Genomic DNA, 22,982 nt, shown 5'->3' on the forward strand with positions numbered 1-22,982 from the left:
GGCGGCCTTTGGTTTTCCAGCGATTACGCTTCGGCAGTCAGTTTCTTCTGCTTGGCGCGGCGCGACATCATGTTCAGCACTTCAATCGCAGCCGAGAATGCCATGGCGGCATACACATAACCTTTCGGTACGTGGGCGCCGAAGCCCTCTGCAATCAGCGTCATGCCGATCATGATCAGGAAGCCCAGCGCCAGCATCACCACCGTCGGGTTGTCATTGATGAACTTGGCCAGCGGATCAGCTGCAAACAACATCACCAGCACCGAGACAACCACTGCAATCACCATGATCGGCAAGTGTTCGGTCATGCCGACCGCGGTAATGATGCTGTCGATCGAGAACACCATGTCCAGCATCAGGATCTGCCCAATGGCGGCTGCAAAACCCAGGGTCACCGTCGACGTCGCGGTCTTCGGATCTTCCGGCGCCGGGTCCATGCTGTGATGGATTTCGGTCGTCGCCTTCCACACCAGGAACAGGCCACCGGCAATCAGGATCATGTCCTTCCAGGAGAACGCCTGGCCGAGGATTTCGATGACCGGCGCGGTCAACTGAACGATGAACGCGATGGTGCTCAACAAGGCCAGACGCATGATCAGCGCCATGCCGATCCCTAGACGACGGGCTTTCTGCCGGTACTGCTCGGGCAGCTTGTTGGTCAGGATCGAGATGAAGATCAGGTTATCGATGCCGAGTACGATCTCCATCACCACCAATGTGGCCAAGGCAATCCAGGCGGTCGGGCTGGAAGCGAGTTCTAACAGATATTCCATGGGTCAGTCCTGACTCTGTGTAAGACGGTTTAGATTTCCTGGGAGGACGATTCGGATTTTTCTTCGTCGTCTTTCGGTTCTTTCTTGCTGATCAGATTGCCGGTGGCATCGCTGAGCGCCTGCTCGGCGGCTTTGTGCGTGTCATCGATGGCTTGCTTGGCCGCTTCAGCCGCCTGCCCCATCAGTTGCTGGGCGCTCTTTTCGGCCTGATCGCAACCGGCCAGTACCAGTAAAGACGCGATCAATAACGCCGTAGTTTTCAGTTTCATGATGCTTCCCTCGATAGAACAGACAGCGCCGTACAGACCGGCCGTCGATGGCTGGGCATTCTAGGGAGACAAACACTTCAGGAAAATTCGTATTTTTAGCGGCTATACTTCGATTTATACGAACTGTATTGGACGGAGCGAACCCATGCTCAATTACCGACAACTGCACTACTTCTGGGTGGTGGCCAAGACCGGCAGCATCGTGCGCGCCTGCGAGCAGCTGAATCTGACGCCACAAACCATCAGCGGGCAGATTTCCCTGCTCGAACAGACCTACGGCATCGAGCTGTTTCAACGAGTCGGCCGGCAATTAGAGCTCACCGAGGCCGGGCGCCAGACCCTGCCCTACGCCGAGCAGATGTTCCAGCTCGGCGGCGAACTGGAGCTGATGCTGCGTGCCCAACCCAACGAACAGCAAATCCTGTTCCGGGTGGGCGTGGCGGACGTGGTGCCCAAATCCATCGTCTATCGCCTGATCGCGCCGACCATGGAATTGAGCGAGCCACTGCGCATCACCTGCCGCGAAGACAAACTCGAGAGGTTACTGGCGGACCTGGCAATCCAGCGCCTGGACCTGGTGATCTCCGACAGCCCGATGCCCTCGCACCTGGACATCAAGGGCTACAGCCAGAAACTCGGGGAATGCGGGATCAGCTTTTTCGCCACCGCAGAACTGGCCGCGCAATACGGTCAGGATTTCCCGCGCAGCCTCCACGGTGCGCCGCTGTTGATACCCGGCGCGGAAACCGTGGTGCGCAGTCGCTTACAGCGCTGGTTCGCCGAGCAGCAGATTCAGCCGAGGATTGTCGGGGAGTTCGATGACAGCGCCCTGATGCAGGCGTTCGGCCAGTCCGGCAGCGGGATTTTCATCGGCCCGAGCGTGATTGCCGATGAGGTTAAGCGCCAGTACGGCGTCGAGTTGATCGGCCAGACCGATGCGGTGAGCGAGTCGTTCTACGCGATCTCGGTGGAACGCAAGGTCAAGCACCCCGGCATCAAAGCGATTACCGAAGGTGCCCGACGCGAGCTGTTTACAGCCTTTTAAGCCGGCGCACAGGCCTCGCGCGGCTTGAGCACCATCAGCACCATGGCGAGGAAAATCGACAGCAGAATGAACCCGGCGGCGGCGAAGCCCACAAAGCCCAGACCGGCGCTGTCGATCACTCGACCGCCAATGATCGCGCCCAGACCAATCCCGAGGTTGGCCCCGGCGATGTTCAGCGACGCGGCGAAGGCCGGCGCTTCCGGTGCGGCTTTCATCAAACGCACATGGCTGACCAGGAACAGCGCCGCCTGGGTCACGCCCCAGATGCCCATCGCCGCCGCCAGACCCAGCGACGAATTGATGTTCGGCACCAGCGCCACCATCCCGGGGATCATGAACGCGCAGAACATCACCGACGCCATCAGCGGATGACGATCCACCGCGCGACCACCCAACGAGTTGCCGATCAGACCGACCGCGCCAAAGCCCATCAGGCACCAGCCGACCACGGTGCCATTGAAGCCGGCCAGACGCTCAAGGATGTCCGCCAGATAGGTGTAAGCGGTGAACATGCCGCTGAACACCAGGATCGACAGCAGCACATGACCCAGCATCAGCGGGCTGCGCAGGATCTTGAACTGCGAAGCGAAACTGACCTGATGCTGGTGCAGGCTGGTTTTCGGCAGGTAGACAAACAGCAGCAGCGCCTTGGCGAACGCGATCACCGCCAGAATGGCGAACGCGCTGCGCCAGCCGAACGCATCGGAAATCAGCGTACCAACCGGAATTCCGAACACGGTGGCGCAGACAATGCCGAAGCCGATCTTGGCGATCGCGCGACCGGCGTAGTCCGGGCCGACGATATCCACTGCCGTTTCGCTGGCCAGCGCCCAGAACACCGGCAACCCCAGCGCCGGGATCAGCCGGGCGATGGCCATGACCCAGATGTTCGGCGCCAACGCGGCCACGGTATTGGCCAGACCGAACATGATCAGGATGGTGATGAACAGCTTGCGGCGCTCGAAGCGGGCGAAATACGCGGTCAAGAAAGGACCGAACATCGCCACGGTGAAAGCGAATAGAGTCACCAGCAACCCGGCCTGCGGGATGGTGACAGCCAGGTCGCGAGCAATCGCCGGCAGCAGGCCGACAATGACGAACTCCGTGGTCAGCACCGTGAACCCGGCGGCAGACAACAGAAGGATGGGCAACAGCATGAGGAACTCCAGCAAAACGACGACACCAGCGTTGACCCGAGGGCCCGCTGGCAGAACTTGAAAATAAGGATGCGCAATCTTAACAGAGTGTTTCCCGAGTGACTTGCACAAACCTGTCTAACTTGTAGATGGATCCGGTGGCAGATCGTCACAGGCCTGAAGGAATCGGATGACCCTGTGATAAAGTCCGCGCCCTGCAAAACGTACACCCTGTTCAGCCACCCGTTTAACGGCGTGGTTGGCGCGTCAGTCCTTTCGGTTCGTGTCTGTGGCCTGCCCCCGATTCAACGCCCGGATTGCGCAACCTTGCACCCTATAAAAAAACAGAGATGCCGTTCATGACCGCTTCATCCCCTTCTCTATTGCAACGCCTCAAAAGCCTCAGCCTGGTCACCCAGATCCTTATCGGCCTGATTGCCGGCATCGCCCTCGCGCTGTTCGCGCCGGAAGCGGCCAAAGGCACGGCCTTCATCGGCAAGGTGTTCGTCTCGGCCCTGAAAGCCGTGGCGCCGATCCTGGTGTTCGTGCTGGTCATGGCCTCGATCGCCAACCACAAGCACGGTCAGGAAACCCACATCCGGCCGATTCTGTTCCTGTATCTGCTGGGCACCTTCGCCGCCGCCGTGGTCGCGGTGATTGCCAGCATGATGTTCCCGTCGCATCTGGTGCTGTCCACCGACAACATCGCCGTAAGCGCGCCGGGCGGCATCAGTGAAGTGCTGCAAAGCCTGTTGCTGAGCGTGGTCGACAACCCGGTGAGCGCACTGATGAACGCCAACTTCATCGGCATTCTGGCCTGGGCCATCGGCATGGGCGTGGCGATCCGGCACGCGGGCGACACTACCCGCGAAGTGCTGGGTGATCTGTCCAACGGCGTGACAGTGATTGTCCGGGTCGTGATCCGTTTTGCGCCGCTGGGTATTTTCGGCCTGGTGGCATCGACCCTGGCCACCTCCGGGTTTGGTGCATTGATCGGTTATGCGCATCTGCTGGCAGTGCTGCTCGGCTGCATGCTGTTCGTGGCGCTGGTGATGAATCCGCTGATCGTGTTCTGGAAGCTGCGTCGCAACCCTTATCCACTGACACTTCAGTGCCTGCGCGAAAGCGGCATCACCGCGTTCTTCACCCGCAGCTCGGCGGCGAACATTCCGGTCAACCTGGAATTGAGCAAGCGTCTGGGCCTGCATGAAGACACCTACTCGGTATCGATCCCGCTCGGCGCCACCATCAACATGGCGGGTGCGGCAATCACCATCACCGTGCTGACCCTCGCCGCCGTGCACACCCTGGGCATTGCAGTGGACATCCCGACCGCGATCCTGCTCAGTGTCGTCGCTGCGATTTGTGCCTGCGGTGCTTCGGGTGTGGCCGGTGGCTCGCTGCTGCTGATTCCGCTGGCCTGCAGCCTGTTTGGCATCCCGAGCGAAATCGCCATGCAGGTGGTGGCAGTCGGCTTCATCATCGGCGTGCTGCAGGATTCGGCCGAGACTGCGCTGAACTCCTCCACCGACGTGCTGTTCACCGCCGCCGCGTGCCTGGGCGAAGAGCAGAAAGCCCAGCGTCCGGCGTAAAAGCCCGGCGCAACAAAAAGCCCGCCAAGGCGCAAACCTTGGCGGGCTTTTTGTTGCAGAACGTTTTAGAACGCGCCCATGTAATCGCGCTTGCCCACTTCCACACCGTTGTGACGCAGCAGGGCGTAGGTGGTGGTGACGTGGAAGAAGAACTGCGGCAGGCCGTAACTCAGCAGATAAGCCTGGCCGCTGAAGCGCTTCTCTTTCGGGGTGCCCGGGCGAGTCACGATCTCGATGCCTTCCTTGCCATTGATCTGCTCTGGCTTGATCTCGCCGATGAAGGCCAGAACCTTGGCGATCAGCGCTTGCAGCTCGGCGAAGGTGGTTTCGGTGTCGTCATATTTCGGGATTTCGATTTCGGCCAGACGCGAGGACACGCCCTTGGCGAAGTCCACGGCGATCTGCACCTGACGCACCAGCGGAAACATGTCCGGGTACAGACGCGCTTGCAGGAAGGCGTTCGGGTCGATGTTTTTCTCGGTGGCGTGGGCTTCAGCCTTTTTCAGCACATCGCTCAGGGCGTTGAGCATTTGTTGGAAAACCGGGACGGATGCGGCGTACAGGGAAATGGTCATGGCAGTCTCACGTGGTGGCTGGTTGAATCGTGGGGGCGATTATAGCCATGCTCGCATGGCGGCGCGGCTTGTCTTTTATCCAGCAAGGATTAGGCTAGGCGCCTTCGACTGCAGAGGGAACGTGCGATGACCACAGAATTTGAAACCCGCTCCGACGAACCACGGCTCAACGCCACGGAAATCCGCATTCTGGGTTCGCTGATCGAGAAACAGGCCACCAGCCCGGAAACCTATCCGTTGACCCTCAATGCGCTGGTGTTGGCCTGCAACCAGAAAACCAGCCGCGAACCGGTGATGAACCTGACCCAGGGCCAGGTCGGCCAGAGCCTGCGCGCTCTCGAAAGCCGTGGTTTCGCCAAACTGGTGATGGGCAGTCGCGCCGACCGCTGGGAGCACAAGGTCGACAAGGCGCTGGAGCTGGTGCCGGCGCAATTGATTCTGACCGGGTTGATGTTCTTGCGCGGCCCGCAGACCGTCAACGAACTGCTGACCCGCAGCGGTCGCATGCATGAATTCGAAGACGCCGAACAAGTGGTGCATCAGTTGGAACGTCTGATCGCACGGGAGCTGGCGGTGTTGATTCCGCGTCAGGCCGGCCAGCGCGAAGATCGCTACACCCACGCACTGGGCGATCCGGCGGACATCGAGGCGATTATCGCGGCGCGGCAGAATCCGAGTGATCGCGGGGCTGCCAGCGGCGTGTCTGTAGAGCGCATCGAAGAGCTGGAAGCGCGGATTGCGGCGCTGGAAGAGCGTCTGGCCCGCCTCGAAGAATAAGCGCGTCGGGGCGGTGTTATTCGCCGTCCCAGTAATCCACCCCGTCCGACTGCCGCGCCACCGCCACGAATCCCGAGGCATTGCCTTCGGCATCGACATTGAAGTTGTCCATCACCGCGTATTTGTTCGAGTCCGGGTACTCGCAGATTTCCGGTTGCTGCTGGGTGCTGACGGCCAGATAGCGCAGTTCCGCAGCACTGGTGTTGATGATTTGATGCGCCGCTTCAGGGCCGCCCGGCGGGCAGGCGATCACGTCGCCGGCGCGGATCGGGAAACGTTCGGCGCCCAGGCGCACTTCCCCTTCCCCGGCCACCACGTAAAACATTTCCTCATTGACCCGATGACTGTGAAACGGACTGCCACGCATGCCCGGTGGCAGCGCATACAGGCGATAACCAAGCTTTTGCGCACCCAGTTGCTGGCCGACCCGGGCGAACCGTTGCTGATATCGCCCGGCGGTTTCACCCTCGGGAGCCAATGATTCGGGAAGCGGTTCGAGTTCGACGTCATTCAGGTTGAGAATGGGCGGATGCATGCAAACCTCGGCTTTTGTGAAGGGCAAGTCTGTGCTTGCTGATCCGGCAGTATAGGCAACGGCAAATCCGGGCGGACTCACCGTTGTTCAGGCGCTATCAACTGCGGGCGAACGCCACCGCCGCATCGAACTGCTCGACCGTCGGGCGCACGCCGGTGTACAGCACGAACTGCTCCAGCGCCTGGATCGCAATCACTTCCAGCCCGGTGATCACTTTTTTACCTTCGGCACGACCGCGCACGATCAGCGGGGTTTCCGAGGGGATCGCCACCACATCGAACACGGTGTCGGCAGACTTGATCACATCCACCTCAAACGACAGCTGCCCGGCTTCCGGTCCGCCGTCCATGCCCACCGGGGTCACGTTGACCAGCATCTGCGGCCGCTCGGCTCCCAGCTCTGCCTGCCAGCGATAGCCCAGGGAGTCCGCCAGCGCACGGCCGGCGCGCTCGTTGCGGGCGACGATCAAACCGTTTTTGTAACCGCCATCGCGCAAGGCACTGGCCACCGCCTTGGCCATACCGCCGCTGCCGCGCAGCGCGAAAGTCGTGTCCTTGGGCACCGCGTGGGTTTCCAGCAACTGGGCGATGGCAATGTAATCGGTGTTGTAGGCCTTGAGATGGCCGTTGGTGTTGACGATGGTGTTGATCGACTGAATCGCTGCCGCCGACGCATCCAGCTCATCGACCAGCGCAATGCTCGCTTCCTTGAACGGCATCGACACCCCGCAACCGCGAATCCCCAGCGCGCGGATCCCGCCGACCGCACCGGGCAGGTCCTGGCTACTGAATGCCTTGTAGTAGAAATTCAGGCCCAGTTGTTCATACAAATGGTTATGAAAACGCAGACCGAAATTCCCGGGACGCCCAGACAGGGACATGCACAATTGGGTGTCTTTGTTGGGGTTCATCTGCATGGGAGGCTCCTTCGAATGCACTTTCGGATGGACGGGATTAGCCAGGCCATCGGTTTCTGAACGATCATAAGGCGGTCTGTTCCGGGCATCACAGCCGATGGCAGAAGTCCGGTAAATAAACCGGTACAGACCTTACACAAAATTTACCCAGCGGCCGTGCTGTTTTTCAAAATGTTGCTGTCTTAGAAGTATCCCCGCGCCATTCCGGGCCTGTTGCAGCTTCGGACGCCGGGTCGAAGAACCGAGGAATTATCATGATTCGTAAACTCCCCATCGTGGCCTTGTTGATTGGTGCATTCGCGATCACAGGTCAGGCAGAAGCCCACGGCGGTGGCTGGCAGGGCCCGGCGGTATTTGGTGCGATCGTCGGCTCGGCCATCATCGGCTCGGCGCTCATCAACCAGGATCGGCCGGTGTACGTCCAACAGCCCGTTTACGCTCAACCGGCACCGGTCTACGTGCAGCAACCGCCGCCACCGGTCTATTACCAGCCGGCCCCGGTTTATGTGCAGCAACCGGTCTACGTCCAACCGGCCCCGGTGTATTACGGCCCACCGCGCGGTTATTACGGCCGGCCACACTACTACGGTGGCCCGCGCTGGTAGCCGGCACACAAAGCCCCGCTTTGATTGCGGGGCTTTTTATTGCGCGCATATTATTGCCGGCGGAAAAGCAGACCGTCCGTCGGCCAAGGTCTGAAAAAATCTCGCCAAGGTCGCTGTGGGGACAGTTTGAACCGTTAAAGTCGGCATGATGGACTCGACCGTCGGGGAAAAACACAAACGGTCATCTATTTGTCATGACGGAACCGCACTCTGAATCCGTCCGCATACAACAGGTTGATAACAACAAGGACGACTTGAATGCCAACACAGAATCCGCACCGCATCGTCGGTTTATGCACCTCGAGCAAGGTCTACAACGCCCTGACCGAACTCAAGCACCTGGAAGGCCACCGCACCGCGAAGTTTCTCTCGCTGCTGGCGGAAAACCTGGTGCGCAAGGGGTTCCTCAACGAACACGAGATCGTGCACATGCTCGATCAAGTGGTGGATTGAGCCAGTCCTCACTGGCGTCAATGACCACTATCGAAAGCGTTGATTGTCCCTGAAACGGCCAATTGCCTAAGGTAGCCCCATCGATTGATGGAGGTACTTTTCATGGCTCAGGTTCAAATCATGTCCGTTATCGGCAGCGCCGTACCCGCCTCGCTCAGAGAACTGGGGCTGCTCGCCTGCTGGTATCTGGTGCGCGACGGCGAGCCGGTCAGCGGCCCGCTCACATCCTTGCCAGCGGCGCAGGCGCTGTCGCAGCAACTGCTCAACGGCCCGTTCAAGGCTTAAGGCAGCTGCACTTTCGGCTTGCTTTCGATGAACAGCGCCCAACTCGACATGAACAGCGCGGCGATCAGCGGCCCGATCACAAAGCCGTTCAGCCCGAACACCGCCAATCCGCCCAGGGTCGAGATCAGGATCATGTAGTCCGGCATCCGGGTGTCCTTGCCCACCAGGATCGGGCGCAGCAGGTTGTCCACCAGACCGATCACGAATACCCCGAACAATCCCAGCACCACGCCCTGCCAGATCATCCCGCTGAGCAGAAAGTAAATGGCGACCGGCACCCAGACAATCCCGGCCCCCACAGCTGGCAGCAAAGACAGAAACGCCATCAGAACCGCCCAGAGCAACGCGCTGGGAATGTCGAGAAACCAGAAAATCGCCCCGCCCAGCGCACCTTGAGTGATCGCCACCAGCAGATTGCCCTTCACCGTCGCGCGTACCACGCGGTTGAATTTCAGCTGCAAGCGACGCTTGTGATGCTCCTCCAGCGGGATCGCGGTGCGCACCTTGCGCGCCAGTTCGGCGCCGTCGCGCAGGAAGAAAAACAACAGGTACAACATGATGAAAAAACTCACCACGAATTCAAACGTGCCCTGGCCGAAACTGAACGCCTGGCTTGCCAACACCTGACTGCCCTGCATGGCGGCCTTGACGATCTTCTCGCGCAGGGCATTGAGCTCGCCCATGCCGAAACGGTCGAGCAGATGCTGAAAGTACGGTGGCAGGCTGTGCTTGAACTGCGCCAGATAAGCGCCGATATCGAGCTTGCCGCTTTCGATATTGTCGTAGAGCGTGGCCCCTTCCTGCACCAGCAGCACACTGAGGATGATCACCGGCAAGATCGCGATCACCAGGCAGATGCTCAAGGTACACAGGGATGTGAGGTTGCGTTGCCAGCCGAATTTCAGTTGCAACTGACGTTGCATCGGCGCGAACAGGATGCCGAGGATCACCGCCCAGAACACCGCGCCGTAAAACGGCAGCAGGATCCAGATAAAGGCGACCGTCACCAGAAACAACAGCACGGTGAGGGATTTGAATTGCAGACTCTTTTGGTTCATGTCCGGTCCAGGTCAGTCAGGCGCCACCCGCGCCCGTCCCGTTTAGTCAGCCAGCGTCAGCACGAGTGCCCTGTTTCTTCATGGAGCATAGATCCAGATCAATAAACCCTCGGCGCAACTGCTCTACCCTGCCGCGCTTTTGCAACCGACGCCGCCATGACGACCTCCTTCACCCCCGAACTGCTCGCCCCCGCCGGCACCCTGAAAAACATGCGCTACGCCTTCGCCTACGGGGCCGATGCGGTGTATGCCGGCCAGCCGCGCTACAGCCTGCGGGTGCGCAACAACGAGTTCGATCACGCCAACCTGGCGCTCGGCATTCGTGAAGCCCAGGCCCAGGGCAAGCGCTTCTACGTGGTGGTCAACATCGCGCCGCACAACGCCAAGCTGAAAACCTTCCTCAAGGACCTGGCGCCGGTAATCGAGATGGCGCCGGACGCGCTGATCATGTCCGACCCGGGCCTGATCATGCTCGTACGCCGACACTTTCCACAGATGCCGATCCACCTCTCGGTGCAGGCCAACACGGTGAACTGGGCGAGCGTCGAGTTCTGGCAGCAACAGGGGCTGAGCCGGATCATCCTGTCCCGTGAACTGTCGCTGGAAGAGATCGGCGAAATCCGCGAGCAAGTGCCGGGCATGGAACTGGAAGTGTTCGTCCACGGCGCGCTGTGCATGGCCTACTCCGGCCGCTGCCTGCTCTCGGGCTACATGAACAAGCGCGACGCCAATCAGGGCACCTGCACCAATGCCTGCCGCTGGAAATACTCGGCGCAGGAAGCCAGGGAAAACCATCTCGGCGAAATCGTGCAGACCTTCGAACCGCAACCGACCCTCGGCCTCGGCGCCCCCACCGATCAGGTGTTCCTGTTGCAGGAAGCCAATCGCCCCGGCGAACTGATGCCGGCATTCGAAGACGAGCACGGCACCTACATCATGAACGCCAAGGACCTGCGTGCGGTGCAGCACGTCGAGCGCCTGACCCGCATGGGCGTGCACTCACTGAAGATCGAAGGCCGGACCAAATCGCACTTCTATTGCGCGCGCACCACCCAGGTCTATCGCCAGGCCATCGACGATGCGGTGGCCGGTCGCGAATTCGACCGCAGCCTGATGACCGACCTGGAATCCCTCGCTCAGCGCGGCTACACCGAAGGTTTCCTGCGCCGGCACGTCCATGACGAATACCAGAACTATCAGAACGGCAGCTCAGTGTCGGAGCGTCAGCAGTTTGTGGGCGAACTGACCGGCGAGCGGCGGGATCGTCTGGCCGAGGTCAAGGTGAAGAACCGCTTTGCCGTGGGCGATCATCTGGAACTGATGACGCCCAAGGGCAATTTCCATTTTGATCTGCATGAACTGCAGAACCTGAAGGGAGACGCCATCGACGTGGCGCCGGGGGATGGGCACACGGTGTATCTGCCGATTCCGGATGCGGTGGATTTGCGCTTCGGGCTATTGATGCGCGACGTGAGCGGAGCCTGATCCGGCTCAGACAAATTCCTCGCGCAACATCGCCACAAACGCCTCACGCGCCGGGTGCACCCCGGCGTTTTCATGCCAGTAGAACAAATTGTCGATGGCTGTCAGCTCCGGGAATTCGTAACCCGCACACCCCGCGCCTTTGGCGTACTGCTCGAACACGCCTTTGGGTACCAGCGCCACGCCGGCGCCGGCACTCACGCAACCGACAATCGCCCCGTAACTGGCCAGACTGACAATCGGCAGCGCCAGCCCCTGACGCAACAACCAATGCTCCAGCGCGGCGCGATACGGACAGCCTTGCGGCCACATGAACACGGTCTTGTCCTGCAAATCATCGAGGTCGCGCACCGGCCCGAACGAGGTCGATGCGATCAGCAGCAATTCTTCGCGATACATCGGCGTGCGTTTGAGCTGGGAGCGCTCGACGTCCACCGCGACGATCGCGCCGTCGAGCCGATGGCTGACGGTATCGTCGAGCAGTTGCCCCCAGGTGCCGGTGGTCAGTTCCAGTGCCACGTTCGGATAACGCTTGTGAAATTTTGCCAGCAGGCGCGGCAGACGCCCGGTCGCCGAAGATTCGATGGCGCCGATACGCAGCGGCCCGGACGGCTCAGAGGCAGGATCGACCGCGCGCTTGGCTTCAGCTGTCAGTGCCAGAATCTTCTGCGCATAAGCCAGAAATGTCTGCCCCGCCGGACTGATCCGCAGCCCCCGCCCTTCGCGCAGAAACAGCGCCACCCCCAGTTCCGCTTCCAGGGATTTGATCCGCGCTGTGATGTTCGACGGCACGCAAAACAGCTTTTCAGCGGCTTTAGCGATGCTGCCGACCTCGGCCACGGTCTTGAACATGCGGATTTGCGCCAGCTCCATAATCATCACTCTGAGTGAACAATTCGCGCAGTATAAGTCAGTTGTGGCGAACGATTGTCCGCCCGGATACTCGGCGCATCAACCCTCTTGGTGCCTCGCTCATGCGTTCCACTTCTCCTTTGAAAATCCTGTTGACCATGGCCTTCGTGGTCGGCTGCTGGGCCTATTCGCCGACCGGCATCCATATCGGCCTGCAAGCCTACGATCCCGGTCATCTGGCGTTGCTGCGGTTTCTGTTGGCATCGCTGTTCATGGCCGTGATTGCTGGTTTCAAAGGCATTCACCTGCCGCGCCTGCAAGACCTGCCGCTGTTGTTTGCCCTGGGCTTTTTTGCCGTGAGCCTGCATCACGTCGTGTTGAACATCGGCCAGCAAAGCGTCAGCGCCGGCGCGTCGAGTGTGCTGGCGCAATCGACGCCGCTGTTCAGCACGCTGCTGGCGCGGTTTCTGTTCAAGGATCGGGTCAGCGTCTGGCGCTGGGGTTGTGTGTTGCTGGGGTTCGTCGGCGTGGTGATCGTGGTCAGCGGCGATCGCGGCCTCGGCAGCCTCGACGCGCATGGTTTATTGATCCTGCTTGCGGCAGTGTCGTGGAGCGTCTACTTCGCTCTGCAAAAACATCATGCCCGGCGTTATGACGGACTGACACTGGTTTGCTACACAGTGTGGTCGGGCACGTTGTTGCTGTTGATCTACTTGCCGGGATTGGCCGACAGCGTGGCCGGTGCGCCATTGCGGGTGCAATGGGCGGTGCTGGGTCTGGGCGTGTTTCCCAGCGCCCTCGCCTATCTGGCGTGGGCATTCGTGCTCAAGCATGTGGACCTGAGCCGGGCGACGATGACGCTGTATCTGATTCCGCCGACTGCGATGGGAATTGCTTCGGTGGGATTGGGTGAGAGACCGACGTTACTGGTGCTGGCGGGTTCGGCGGTGGTGCTGATCAGTGTGCTGGCGTTGAATCTGGAGCGGCCGATGGTGGTTCGGGCAACTCAGGCCTGATCCTGAATTGTTTCGAAGCAGAGGCCGCCTTAGCGGGCAAGCCCGCTCCCACAGGGTTCAGAGCCAGGCGTTGGATTTGGGGCTGACACAAAAAATGTGGCTTGATCCGGCCTGCGATCCGACGATGAGGCTGGCCCGCCCCCCCCTCACTCAATTCAACCCTGAGCCGAAAACCGGTCACGACTGTTGGTCAAGTGCAGCCACATCGCCGCACGCGCCGCTTCCGAATCCTGGCGTTTGATTGCGTTGAAAATGGCCTCATGTTCCAGATTCGCCAGTTGCCCGAGCTTGCTCAAATCCACCGCCCCGCGCTCTGCCGCGTTGACCCGAGTGCGCGGAATCATCGCACTGCCCAAGTGCTGCATGATCTCGGTGAAGCAGACATTGCCGGTGGCTTCGGCAATCAACAGGTGGAAGCGCCGGTCGGCCTCGACGCAACTGTCGTTGTTGGCCAGTAGACGCTGATAGTCATCGAGTGCCTGACGCATCTGCTCCAGCTGCTGTTCGGTGCGGCGCTGCGCGGCCAGCGCCGCCGCTTGAGTCTCCAGCCCCATGCGCAATTCGAGAATGCTGCGCACCCCCAGCGCGGTGTCGACATTCAGTCGCAACCCCTGCTCCGGTGCGCGTTCGATCACGAACGTGCCGATGCCGTGCCGCGTCTCCACCAGCCCCGACGCCTGCAATTTGGAAATCGCCTCGCGCACGACGGTGCGGCTGACGCCGTGTTCCTGAACGATCGAGTTTTCCGACGGCAACTTGTCACCGGGCAGCATCTGACCGAGCAGGATGCTCTGCGTCAGTTTTTCCACCAGGTCATGGGCCAGGTTGTGCGCGCGTTTACGGGCGGGGGCGTCGGGGTCTTCTTGCATGGTCGGTTCCGGTGATCGGGGCAGACCGATCGTAGCACTGGCGGCAACGACTTGTATGAGCTCCTATGAATTCCGGGATTCAACTTGTATGACAACACTCAATTTTAGACAGACATTCTTCCATTTCGCCGTGCAATTTCTCCACGATCACTGGCGTAAAGCTCTACATCACACCTGATAGAACCTCTATAAAACCCAATAAAAACGGGTTCTAAAATCTGAAAAAGCATAAAAACCGCTCTCCGTAGACAAATTTGATTGAGCACTTCCGCTTGTAGGACAAAAAAATCTAGTTGTATGATGTCTATCAACACGCAACACCCAGATTCACCCCGCATAAAAATAACGAGTGGGAGAAAACCAAGTGAAATCATCCATTGCCGGGATGAACGAGGGCGCCGATTCCGTGCTGTCCTCCGCCATTGCCAAAGTCAAACGCCACGTCCTGCCGCTGTTCGTCATCATGTTCATCGTCAATTACATTGACCGGGTGAACATCGGCTTCGTCCGCACCCACATGGAACACGACCTCGGCATCGGTGCCGCGGCCTACGGTTTCGGTGCCGGGCTGTTCTTCATCGGTTACGCGCTGTTCGAAGTCCCCTCCAACATGCTGCTGCAAAAGGTCGGCGCACGAATCTGGCTGACCCGCATCATGCTCACCTGGGGCCTGGTCGCCGCCGGCATGGCGTTCATCCAGAATGAAACCCACTTCTACATCCTGCGTTTTCTGCTCGGCGTGGCCGAGGCCGGGTTCTTTCCCGGGGTGATCTACTACTTCACCCGCTGGTTACCTGGGGCCGAGCGCGGCAAGGCGATTGCGATTTTCTTGAGCGGTTCGGCCGTGGCCTCGCTGATTTCCGGCCCGTTGTCTGGTCTGTTGCTGCAGATCGAAGGTCTCGGCATGCACGGCTGGCAGTGGATGTATTTCATTGAAGGGATGTTCTCGGTCGGCCTGTGCGTATTCGTCTGGTTCTGGCTCGACGCCAAGCCCCACGATGCCAAATGGCTGACCCGTGCCGAGCAAGACGCGCTGGTCAAAGCCATCGACGATGAACAAAAGGCCCGCGAAGCCGCGACCCCGATCCGGCCGTCGCTGGGCAAACTGCTCAAGGATCGTCAGATCATCCTGTTCTGCCTGATCTACTTCTTCATTCAATTGACCATCTACGCCGCGACGTTCTGGCTGCCGAGCATCATCAAGAAGATGGGCGAGATGAGCGACTTCCAGGTCGGCCTGTTCAACTCGATTCCGTGGCTGCTGTCGATCATTGGCATGTATGCGTTCGCCTCGTTCTCGGCGAAATGGAAGCATCAGCAGGCGTGGGTTGCCACGGCGCTGTTGATCGCCGCGGCGGGGATGTTTATGTCCACCACCGGCGGGCCGATCTTCGCTTTCGTTGCGATCTGCTTTGCTGCGCTGGGTTTCAAATCCGCTTCGTCGCTGTTCTGGCCAATCCCGCAGGCCTATCTCGATGCACGGATCGCCGCTGCCGTGATCGCACTGATCAACTCGGTGGGCAACCTCGGCGGCTTCGTCGCTCCGACCACGTTCGGCCTGCTGGAACAACACACCGGTTCGATCCAGGGCGGCCTCTATGGCCTGGCCGCGACCTCGATCATTGCCGCGATTATCGTGTTCGCCGCCCGCATGACACCCAAATCCGCACCTGACGTCGCCGTGGCCGATGCCGCGCCGAAACACGCTTGAAAGGACAATCCCAAATGACCGCACACGACATCGCCAAAGCCCCGATCATCACCGAGATGCAAGTCATCCCGGTCGCCGGCCACGACGGCATGCTGCTCAACCTGAGCGGCGCACACGGGCCGTTTTTCACCCGCAACATCGTCATCCTCAAGGACAACGCCGGCCACACCGGGGTCGGTGAAGTGCCCGGCGGCGAACGTATCCGCCAGACCCTAGAAGACGCCCGCAGCCTGGTGGTCGGCAGCCCGATCGGCACCTACCAGAAGATCCTCAACCAGGTGCGCCAGACTTTCGCCGACCGCGACGCCGGAGGCCGTGGCCTGCAAACCTTCGACCTGCGCATCACCATTCACGCGGTCACCGGGCTCGAAGCCGCCCTGCTCGACCTGCTTGGCCAGCACCTCGACGTGCCGGTGGCCGCATTGCTCGGCGAAGGTCAGCAACGCGATGAAGTGAAGATGCTTGGCTACCTGTTCTACGTGGGCGATCGCCGGGAAACCGACCTCGCCTACCGCAGCGAACCGGATGCCGACAACGACTGGTTCCGCGTGCGTCACGAGAAAGCCATGACCGCCGACGCCGTGGTACGCCTGGCCGAGGCGGCCCATGCGCGCTATGGCTTCAAGGACTTCAAGCTCAAGGGCGGCGTGCTCAGCGGCGATGCCGAAATCGAAGCGGTGACCGCACTGGCCGAGCGCTTCCCTGACGCCCGCATTACCCTCGATCCGAACGGCGCGTGGTCACTGAAAGAAGCGATCCGTCTGTGCCGCGATCAGCATCATGTGCTGGCCTACGCCGAAGACCCGTGCGGTGCGGAAAACGGTTACTCGGGCCGTGAAGTGATGGCCGAATTCCGCCGCGCCACCGGGCTGAAAACCGCCACCAACATGATCGCCACCGACTGGCGTGAAATGGGTCACGCGATTCAGCTGCAGTCGGTGGACATTCCGCTGGCCGACCCGCACTTCTGGACCATGCAGGGCTCGGTGCGCGTGGCGCAGATGTGCCACGAATGGGGCCTGACCTGGGGCTCGCACTCCAACAACCACTTCGACATTTCCCTGGCGATGTTCACCCACGTCGCGGCCGCCGCGCCGGGCGAGATCACCGCCATCGACACCCACTGGATCTGGCAGGACGGCCAGCGCCTGACCAAGGCACCGTTGCAAATCGTCGATGGCTGCGTGCCGGTACCAAAGAAACCGGGGCTGGGCGTGGAGCTGGACATGGATCAGGTGGCCAAGGCCCACGAGCTCTATAAAGGCATGGGGCTGGGCGCGCGGGATGACAGCGTGGCGATGCAGTTTCTGATTCCGGGCTGGACGTTCGATAACAAGCGTCCCTGCCTGGTGCGCTGACCCGGATTCAACGCAATTCCCTGTGGGAGCGAGCTTGCTCGCGATGGCGGAGTCTCAGCCGATAGATGTTTCGAATTTGAGGCCGTCATCGCGAGCAAGCTCGCTCCCACAAGAATTTTCACTAGCCGGACATTTCCAGCAACCAGTGCCTGAACGCCGCCATTGCCGACGTCTCCGGCCGTGACTGCAACCGCGTCAGCCAATAGCTGCCGGTGGTGATTTCGATGGCAAAGGGTTGGCGGATCAGGTCCGCCGCCAGTTGTCGGGCAAACATCAACGGCGGCGCCAGTGCCACCCCGCCGCCCTGCAACGCCGCCTCCATCATCGCCAGCGACGAGTCGAACACGATGCTCTGGGGCGGTGCGGCATGGGTCGCAAGACCGGCCGCATGAAACCACTCCGGCCACTCATCGGTGCGATAGGAACGCAGCAAACGCTGCTGCAGAAGGTCCCCCGGCATGTGCAGTTGCCGGGCGATTTCCGGCACGCAGAGCACCGACAACGGCGCCTCCAGCAAACGGGTCGCTTCAATACCGTGCCACGCCCCGGCGCCAAACCTGATCGCGTAATCCAGTCCCTCGGCGGCGACATCCACCCGATTGTTGTTGGTCGACAGCCGCAAATCTATGAGCGGATGTTTCGCCTGAAAGTCTGCCAGCCTCGGCAACAACCAGCCCACCGCGAAAGTGCCCACCGCGCCGACCGTGAGCATTTCCCGATATTGCCCGCCCGCCAGACGCTCGAGCATCTGCGCGATATGATCGAACGATGTGGTCAGCACCGGCAGCAGGGTTTCGCCCTCGCCGGTCAGCATCAGCCCACGGGGCAGGCGTTTGAACAGGATCACGCCGAGTTGCGCCTCGAGGCTTTTGACCTGATGGCTGACGGCCGCCTGGGTCACGCACAACTCCACGGCGGCGCGAGTAAAGCTCAAATGACGCGCAGAGGCTTCGAAGGCGCGCAATGCATTCAAAGGCAATTGAGGTCGAATCATGCCTAATCCCAAATTTTTCTAATGGCTCATCCGAGTTTTCATCGTTTGCCGAAAGACAGCGGACTGCCTAGATTTGGCGGCGCCGATCAGCAGCCCAATGAAAAAACGCTCGCAGTGTAGCGGGATAACACCATCAACACTCATGGAGAGTGGTTCAAACATGTCTTCGACCAACCTGAGAAAACTCACGTCCTACAGCGCTTTCGGACTTTTCTTCAGCGCCGCCACCTGCCTGGCCGCCCCACAAACCGACGATCAGTTGCAGGCGCTGGTCAAGGCCACCGTGACCCCGGTCATGCAGCAACAGGACATCGCGGGACTGGCCGTAGCCGTGACCGTCGATGGCAAGGCACATTACTTTAACTACGGTGTCGCCGACAAAAGCACCGGGCAGGCAGTGAGTGAAAACACCCTGTTCGAAATCGGCTCGGTAAGCAAAACCTTCACCGCGACCCTCGCCGCCTACGCCCAAACCAGCGGCAAACTGCAACTCTCCGATACGGCCAGCCAGCACTGGCCCGAACTGAAAGGCAGCGCCTTCGACCACATCAGCCTGCTGCAACTGGGCACGTACAGCGCCGGGGGGCTGCCGCTGCAATTCCCGGATGCTGCGGATTCTGCCGACAAGATGCTCGGCTATTACCAACAGTGGAAACCGACGTATCCGGCCGGCAGCCATCGCCTGTATTCCAACCCGAGCATCGGCCTGTTCGGCTACCTGGCCGCAAAAAGCCTCGGTCAACCGTTCAATCAGGTCATGACCGAAACCCTGCTGCCGAAACTCGGGCTCAAGCACACCTTCCTGTCGGTGCCCGCGTCTGAACAAAAGCTCTACGCCCAAGGCTATGACAAGAACAACAAACCGATTCGAGTCAGCCCCGGCGCCCTCGATTCCGAAGCCTACGGCGTGAAAACCAGCGCCGCCGACCTGCTGCAATACGTCCAGGCCAACCTCGACACCGCCAAACTCGAAACGCCTCTGCAAAAAGCCATCGCCCTCACTCACACCGGCTACTACACCGTCGGCGACATGACCCAGGGCCTGGGCTGGGAGCGCTACACGTACCCGATCAGCCTCGACCGCCTGCTGGACGGCAACTCGACGCCAATGGCCATGGAGGCGCACAAGGTCAAATGGCTGAATCCGCCACAGCCTGAACCGGCGAACGTGCTGCTGAACAAGACCGGTTCCACCGGGGGTTATGGCGCCTACGTCGCATTCGTGCCGTCGAAGAAAGTCGGGATCGTGATTCTGGCGAACCGCAATTACCCGAATGGAGAGCGGGTGAAGATTGCGCACAGGATTCTGGGGGAATTGACCCGGTAATCACGCCATAAAAAACGGGCGACCTGAGAAGGTCGCCCGTTTTACTTTTCTGATCACCCCTGAATCAGAACATCAATCATCCGGCATTTCCGGCGGCTTGGCCGGTTTGGTCGGCTTCGCCGGTTTTGTCCCTTTCGCGCCCTTGGCCGGCGCCGGTTCCGCAGCGGCCGGGGCGGTGACCACGGTGGAAGTAGTTTCTTTCTCGGCGGCAGGCAACGCATCAATGGTGTCGAAGATTTTCTTCAGGTCGACCGCCGCCGCTTCATCCCCCGAAGCCGTCAGTTTGGTCTCGCCATCCTTGCCCACCAGGAAGACTTTCGGATACGCCCCGGCGCCCAGCTTCAGCGAGCGCAGCAGCGCCATGGTTTGCTGCTGCTCGAGGCTTTTGCCATCGACCTGACCGCTCATGCTCAGAATGGTGTAAACCTTGATCTTGCGGTCGGCGATGCCTTGTTTGTTGGCCGGGTCGTCCAGCGCTTTTTTCAGGCTGACCCAATAAGAATCGACTGTGCTGGAAGCGATCACGATCAATGGGCGGTTAATGCCCTTGTCGACGTCCAGAGGGGAATCGCCGTCGGCGGCGAACAGGGGGCCGGCAATCGCCAGCAAGAGTGTCAGGGTCAGTGACCTGATGAGCATGCGCATCTCCTTTTGATATCCACGCTCTAATGATTGCGCATCGCGGCGATTGTTCCGGAGGCTGCCCGGCAAAAGTGTTTCGCCTTGCCCAAAGCTTAGGTCAGCACCGGTTTTGCGCAACCGGTTGGGCGCGATCATGTCGCGCATTTGATTACCTTTTATGACCGCATTAGGGTGGCTGTTCAACCTGTGAAATGGAGTTCAACGCGCATGCACATCGACTACCTGTGCGATCACCCCGAACTGATTGAAGAACTGGCCGAACTCAACTTCAAGGAATGGGGCCAGTACAAACCCGAAGACACCCTCGCCAGCCGCACCGAACGTATGCGCGCCGCCTGCGGCAAAGGTGCGATTCCCAGCGTGGTAGTGGCGATCGAAGACGGAAAACTGCTCGGCGGTGCGCTGCTGATCGACAGCGACATGGATGCCCGTCCGCAATTGACGCCGTGGCTGGCCGGGGTCTACGTGAAGGCCGAACAGCGCGGCCGCGGCATCGCTTCGCAACTGGTCAACCGCATCGTCGAGGAAGCCGCCGCACTGGGGGTGCCACAGTTGTACCTGTACACCGATGCCGCGCAGTCGCTATATGCGCGCCTGGGTTGGGAGGTGCTGGAGGAAATGGAATATGACGGATTGCCGGTGACGGTGATGAAGCGCTCTATCAGCCAGTGATCGCTTGGCTCAGCGCCAATTCCAGCGCCGCTTCCAGCCCGGAGAGTTCGACGCATCGGCCGCCAAGCCAAAGCATTCCGTCATCAAGGTTGACGCTCAATGTCACCGCTGGTTTGTCACCCGGATATTTGCGCAGCAGTAGATCAATACCGCCAGCGGTTTCATTGGTAGTGGAAGTCAGGTCCCACTGGCTGCCACTCAAGTCCAGCAGCGTCTGTTGGCGCTGCTGATCAACCACTAGAGGCGCGTAGAGCCAGTGGCTCATGCGTATTTCCCGGGGCTCGACCGTGATGGCGAGACGGCCATTGCAATGGAATGTGATTTCGCTCATGGCTGCCTGCCGATCAGAACGCCAGCTTGTAACCGATCAACACCAGCATCGTCGCCAGGCAAGGGCGCAGCAGTTCATCGGAGACGCGGCCGGTCAGGTGGCTGCCGAGCCAGATGCCCGGCAGTGAGCCGACCAGCAGAAAGCCCAGCACGCCCCAGTCCATGTTGCCCATGCTCGCGTGGCCGAGGCCGGCGACCAGGGTCAGCGGTACGGCGTGGGCGATTTCGGTGCCGACCAAGCGGCGGGTCGGCAGCAGCGGATAGAGGATGAACAGTGCGACAGTGCCGAGGGCGCCAGCGCCGATGGAGGTCAGGGCGACCATGGTGCCGAGGATCAGACCGGTGATCACGGTCATGACATTCAGGCGCGCACCGCTGGGGTTGTAGTTGCCGCCGGCACGTTTGTGGGCGAATTCCAGCAGGCGCTTCTTGAACAGAATCGCCAGCGCCGTGGCGAACAGCACGAAGCCCAGCGCCTGCTTGATGATGGCGTTCATCGCGTCCGGTGCGGTGTGCAGGGTGCTGAGGAACCACAAGGTCATGGCCACCGCCGGGACACTGCCCAGGGTCAGCCAGCCGGTGATGGCCCAGTCGATGTTCTTGTTCTTCCTGTGCACCAGCACGCCACTGGATTTGGTGATGGCCGCGTACAGCAGATCCGTGCCCACCGCTGTGGCCGGATTGATGCCGAACCACAGCAGGATCGGCGTCATCAACGAACCGCCGCCGACACCGGTCATGCCGACGATGAACCCCACCACCAGCCCGGCAATCACCAGGCCGAAATTTGCCAATTCCATTAAGACGTCCAGACAAACCACAGGAAAATCCGGCCCGCAGCATAACCAGTTTTCTTATAACGCCCTATATCGATCGGATCTATCGTTATGCCATTTCACTGCACTGGCAAAAAATTCAAAAACAACAGGCTCTGGGCGTAATTCAGCCCGATGCGCCGGTAGCGCTCGTCGAGCATCTGGGTCAGCAGATCCAGACGCGCCACGACTTTGCCAAACTCCGTGGCAAAACTCAGGTTGCTGCCCTCCTCGGAAATTTCGTTGGAAAACAGCAGCGGCTGGCCCTCCTTGTTCTGCCGTTGGGCGAGGATCCACGTGGCTTTCTCGATGTTGCGCGCGGCGTTGTTGACGAAGGTCGGGTTGATCGCATCGGTCATGTAGAACTCGGTGCGGTTGCCGTGGGCGGTGACCAACATGCTGCCGATCGCGTAGATGAACGCACCCACCCGGTCACCGAGAAATTCAGGGCTCATGGCATAGCTCAGCGCTGCCAGATCCTTTTTGCCGCCGAGGGTCGGCAAAGGTTGCTGTTGTTCGATGGCCAGCCGCACCTGTTTGACCGCCGTGCGAATGTCGAGAAAGCCGGATTTGCGCAACTCGTCCGGGTTGCGCAGGTACAACTTGCCCATCAAGCGATAGAGGCTGTCGAGGTTGTCACGCATCGCCAACGTGGCCATGCGGTCAACACTGGTCTGAAGAAATTCCTGAGGCCTGCCCTCGCGCATCTGGGTGATGAAATTGTTGCCGTCCTGATGGCTGCAACCGCCGAGCAGCAGCGTCGACAAAAAGGCCAGCAGCAGGCACGGGCGATAAATGAATGCAGCGATGGGGTGCAAAACTCTCGGCATGAATTCTTTGACGGACACGTTCCTGTGCGGCGGAAGTCACCGCACCCTGGCCATGGATAGAGCCG

26 protein-coding genes are annotated in these 22,982 nt (G+C 60.4%); 12 read left to right on the forward strand and 14 right to left on the reverse strand.

Features of this window, described 5'->3' with window-relative positions; translation table 11 throughout:
• Positions 1-23: 23 nt before the first annotated feature.
• Entirely contained in the window at positions 24-773 is a 750-nt protein-coding gene (locus tag AWU82_RS23715) for a TerC family protein (protein ID WP_011335043.1), read from the reverse strand.
• Between the two features lie 29 nt (positions 774-802).
• Complete coding sequence (locus AWU82_RS23720) at positions 803-1,042, reverse strand: hypothetical protein (protein WP_039767627.1); 240 nt, start codon at positions 1,040-1,042, stop codon at positions 803-805.
• A gap of 145 nt (positions 1,043-1,187) precedes the next feature.
• Here AWU82_RS23720 and nhaR point away from each other — a divergent pair, with 145 nt between their 5' ends.
• Positions 1,188-2,087, forward strand: a complete 900-nt coding sequence (nhaR, locus tag AWU82_RS23725) for a transcriptional activator NhaR (protein ID WP_064380824.1) — start codon at positions 1,188-1,190, stop codon at positions 2,085-2,087.
• Here the strand turns inward: nhaR and AWU82_RS23730 are convergent.
• Entirely contained in the window at positions 2,084-3,244 is a 1,161-nt protein-coding gene (locus AWU82_RS23730) for an MFS transporter (protein WP_064380827.1), read from the reverse strand. The genes nhaR and AWU82_RS23730 overlap by 4 nt on opposite strands.
• Before the next feature lie 338 nt (positions 3,245-3,582).
• Here AWU82_RS23730 and sstT point away from each other — a divergent pair, with 338 nt between their 5' ends.
• Positions 3,583-4,815, forward strand: a complete 1,233-nt coding sequence (gene sstT, locus AWU82_RS23735; protein ID WP_064384078.1) for a serine/threonine transporter SstT — start codon at positions 3,583-3,585, stop codon at positions 4,813-4,815.
• Between the two features lie 65 nt (positions 4,816-4,880).
• Here the strand turns inward: sstT and AWU82_RS23740 are convergent, their stop codons facing one another.
• Positions 4,881-5,390: a DUF1993 domain-containing protein gene (locus tag AWU82_RS23740; RefSeq protein ID WP_011335046.1), complete on the reverse strand. Its 510-nt coding sequence runs from the start codon at positions 5,388-5,390 to the stop codon at positions 4,881-4,883.
• Between the two features lie 126 nt (positions 5,391-5,516).
• Between AWU82_RS23740 and AWU82_RS23745 the strand changes: the two genes are divergently transcribed.
• The gene (locus AWU82_RS23745; protein ID WP_011335047.1) at positions 5,517-6,167 is read left to right on the forward strand and encodes a YceH family protein; all 651 of its coding nucleotides are present in this window, start codon (positions 5,517-5,519) and stop codon (positions 6,165-6,167) included.
• Positions 6,168-6,183: 16 nt separating this feature from the next.
• Here the strand turns inward: AWU82_RS23745 and AWU82_RS23750 are convergent, their stop codons facing one another.
• On the reverse strand, positions 6,184-6,702 hold the full coding sequence (locus tag AWU82_RS23750; protein ID WP_011335048.1) for a cupin domain-containing protein: 519 nt from the start codon (positions 6,700-6,702) through the stop codon (positions 6,184-6,186).
• A 97-nt stretch (positions 6,703-6,799) separates the two neighbouring features.
• Positions 6,800-7,618, reverse strand: coding sequence for a shikimate 5-dehydrogenase (locus AWU82_RS23755; protein ID WP_064380830.1), 819 nt, complete (start codon positions 7,616-7,618; stop codon positions 6,800-6,802).
• A 254-nt stretch (positions 7,619-7,872) separates the two neighbouring features.
• Here AWU82_RS23755 and AWU82_RS23760 point away from each other — a divergent pair, with 254 nt between their 5' ends.
• The 3 genes from AWU82_RS23760 (at position 7,873) to AWU82_RS23770 (ending at position 8,961) form a co-directional block, all read left to right on the forward strand.
• Positions 7,873-8,223, forward strand: coding sequence for a hypothetical protein (locus AWU82_RS23760; protein WP_007951578.1), 351 nt, complete (start codon positions 7,873-7,875; stop codon positions 8,221-8,223).
• A 258-nt stretch (positions 8,224-8,481) separates the two neighbouring features.
• Positions 8,482-8,676 carry a hypothetical protein gene (locus AWU82_RS23765; RefSeq protein WP_007951579.1) on the forward strand — a complete coding sequence of 65 codons (195 nt, stop codon included), beginning with the start codon at positions 8,482-8,484 and terminating at the stop codon, positions 8,674-8,676.
• Positions 8,677-8,778: 102 nt separating this feature from the next.
• On the forward strand, positions 8,779-8,961 hold the full coding sequence (locus AWU82_RS23770; protein ID WP_064380832.1) for a hypothetical protein: 183 nt from the start codon (positions 8,779-8,781) through the stop codon (positions 8,959-8,961).
• Here AWU82_RS23770 and AWU82_RS23775 read toward each other — a convergent pair.
• Positions 8,958-10,019 carry an AI-2E family transporter gene (locus AWU82_RS23775; protein ID WP_064380833.1) on the reverse strand — a complete coding sequence of 354 codons (1,062 nt, stop codon included), beginning with the start codon at positions 10,017-10,019 and terminating at the stop codon, positions 8,958-8,960. The genes AWU82_RS23770 and AWU82_RS23775 overlap by 4 nt on opposite strands.
• A 156-nt stretch (positions 10,020-10,175) precedes the next feature.
• Here AWU82_RS23775 and trhP point away from each other — a divergent pair, with 156 nt between their 5' ends.
• On the forward strand, positions 10,176-11,504 hold the full coding sequence (gene trhP, locus AWU82_RS23780) for a prephenate-dependent tRNA uridine(34) hydroxylase TrhP (RefSeq protein ID WP_064380835.1): 1,329 nt from the start codon (positions 10,176-10,178) through the stop codon (positions 11,502-11,504).
• 6 nt (positions 11,505-11,510) lie between these two features.
• On the opposite strand, the gene AWU82_RS23785 is transcribed toward trhP, so the two are convergent.
• Positions 11,511-12,374, reverse strand: a complete 864-nt coding sequence (locus tag AWU82_RS23785; protein ID WP_064380837.1) for a LysR family transcriptional regulator — start codon at positions 12,372-12,374, stop codon at positions 11,511-11,513.
• A gap of 101 nt (positions 12,375-12,475) precedes the next feature.
• Here AWU82_RS23785 and AWU82_RS23790 point away from each other — a divergent pair, with 101 nt between their 5' ends.
• A complete protein-coding gene (locus AWU82_RS23790) occupies positions 12,476-13,369 on the forward strand; it encodes a DMT family transporter (protein ID WP_064380838.1) in 894 nt (297 codons plus the stop codon).
• 155 nt (positions 13,370-13,524) lie between these two features.
• On the opposite strand, the gene AWU82_RS23795 is transcribed toward AWU82_RS23790, so the two are convergent.
• Entirely contained in the window at positions 13,525-14,238 is a 714-nt protein-coding gene (locus AWU82_RS23795; RefSeq protein WP_064380840.1) for a FadR/GntR family transcriptional regulator, read from the reverse strand.
• Between the two features lie 364 nt (positions 14,239-14,602).
• Between AWU82_RS23795 and AWU82_RS23800 the strand changes: the two genes are divergently transcribed.
• A complete protein-coding gene (locus tag AWU82_RS23800) occupies positions 14,603-15,949 on the forward strand; it encodes an MFS transporter (protein ID WP_011335053.1) in 1,347 nt (448 codons plus the stop codon).
• Between the two features lie 14 nt (positions 15,950-15,963).
• Positions 15,964-17,307 (forward strand): glucarate dehydratase, encoded by a 1,344-nt coding sequence (gudD, locus tag AWU82_RS23805; RefSeq protein ID WP_064380841.1) that lies wholly within the window; start codon positions 15,964-15,966, stop codon positions 17,305-17,307.
• 121 nt (positions 17,308-17,428) lie between these two features.
• On the opposite strand, the gene AWU82_RS23810 is transcribed toward gudD, so the two are convergent.
• Complete coding sequence (locus AWU82_RS23810; protein WP_064380843.1) at positions 17,429-18,301, reverse strand: LysR family transcriptional regulator; 873 nt, start codon at positions 18,299-18,301, stop codon at positions 17,429-17,431.
• A 160-nt stretch (positions 18,302-18,461) separates the two neighbouring features.
• Between AWU82_RS23810 and ampC the strand changes: the two genes are divergently transcribed.
• Positions 18,462-19,628: a class C beta-lactamase gene (ampC, locus tag AWU82_RS23815; protein WP_064380845.1), complete on the forward strand. Its 1,167-nt coding sequence runs from the start codon at positions 18,462-18,464 to the stop codon at positions 19,626-19,628.
• A 72-nt stretch (positions 19,629-19,700) separates the two neighbouring features.
• Here the strand turns inward: ampC and AWU82_RS23820 are convergent, their stop codons facing one another.
• On the reverse strand, positions 19,701-20,267 hold the full coding sequence (locus AWU82_RS23820; RefSeq protein WP_064380847.1) for a DUF4174 domain-containing protein: 567 nt from the start codon (positions 20,265-20,267) through the stop codon (positions 19,701-19,703).
• A 210-nt stretch (positions 20,268-20,477) separates the two neighbouring features.
• Here AWU82_RS23820 and AWU82_RS23825 point away from each other — a divergent pair, with 210 nt between their 5' ends.
• A complete protein-coding gene (locus AWU82_RS23825; RefSeq protein WP_064380849.1) occupies positions 20,478-20,942 on the forward strand; it encodes a GNAT family N-acetyltransferase in 465 nt (154 codons plus the stop codon).
• On the opposite strand, the gene AWU82_RS23830 is transcribed toward AWU82_RS23825, so the two are convergent.
• The 3 genes from AWU82_RS23830 to AWU82_RS23840 all read right to left on the reverse strand — a co-directional run bounded on the left by AWU82_RS23830 (position 20,932) and on the right by AWU82_RS23840 (position 22,917).
• The gene (locus AWU82_RS23830; RefSeq protein ID WP_335743284.1) at positions 20,932-21,207 is read right to left on the reverse strand and encodes a hypothetical protein; all 276 of its coding nucleotides are present in this window, start codon (positions 21,205-21,207) and stop codon (positions 20,932-20,934) included. The genes AWU82_RS23825 and AWU82_RS23830 overlap by 11 nt on opposite strands.
• A 79-nt stretch (positions 21,208-21,286) precedes the next feature.
• Positions 21,287-22,072, reverse strand: coding sequence for a sulfite exporter TauE/SafE family protein (locus tag AWU82_RS23835; protein ID WP_011335062.1), 786 nt, complete (start codon positions 22,070-22,072; stop codon positions 21,287-21,289).
• 95 nt (positions 22,073-22,167) lie between these two features.
• Positions 22,168-22,917, reverse strand: a complete 750-nt coding sequence (locus AWU82_RS23840; RefSeq protein ID WP_064384079.1) for a hypothetical protein — start codon at positions 22,915-22,917, stop codon at positions 22,168-22,170.
• Between the last annotated feature and the right edge of the window lie 65 nt (positions 22,918-22,982).

The sequence above is a fragment of the Pseudomonas glycinae genome (assembly GCF_001594225.2).
In the GTDB taxonomy this organism is placed as follows: Bacteria; Pseudomonadota; Gammaproteobacteria; order Pseudomonadales; family Pseudomonadaceae; genus Aquipseudomonas; species Aquipseudomonas glycinae.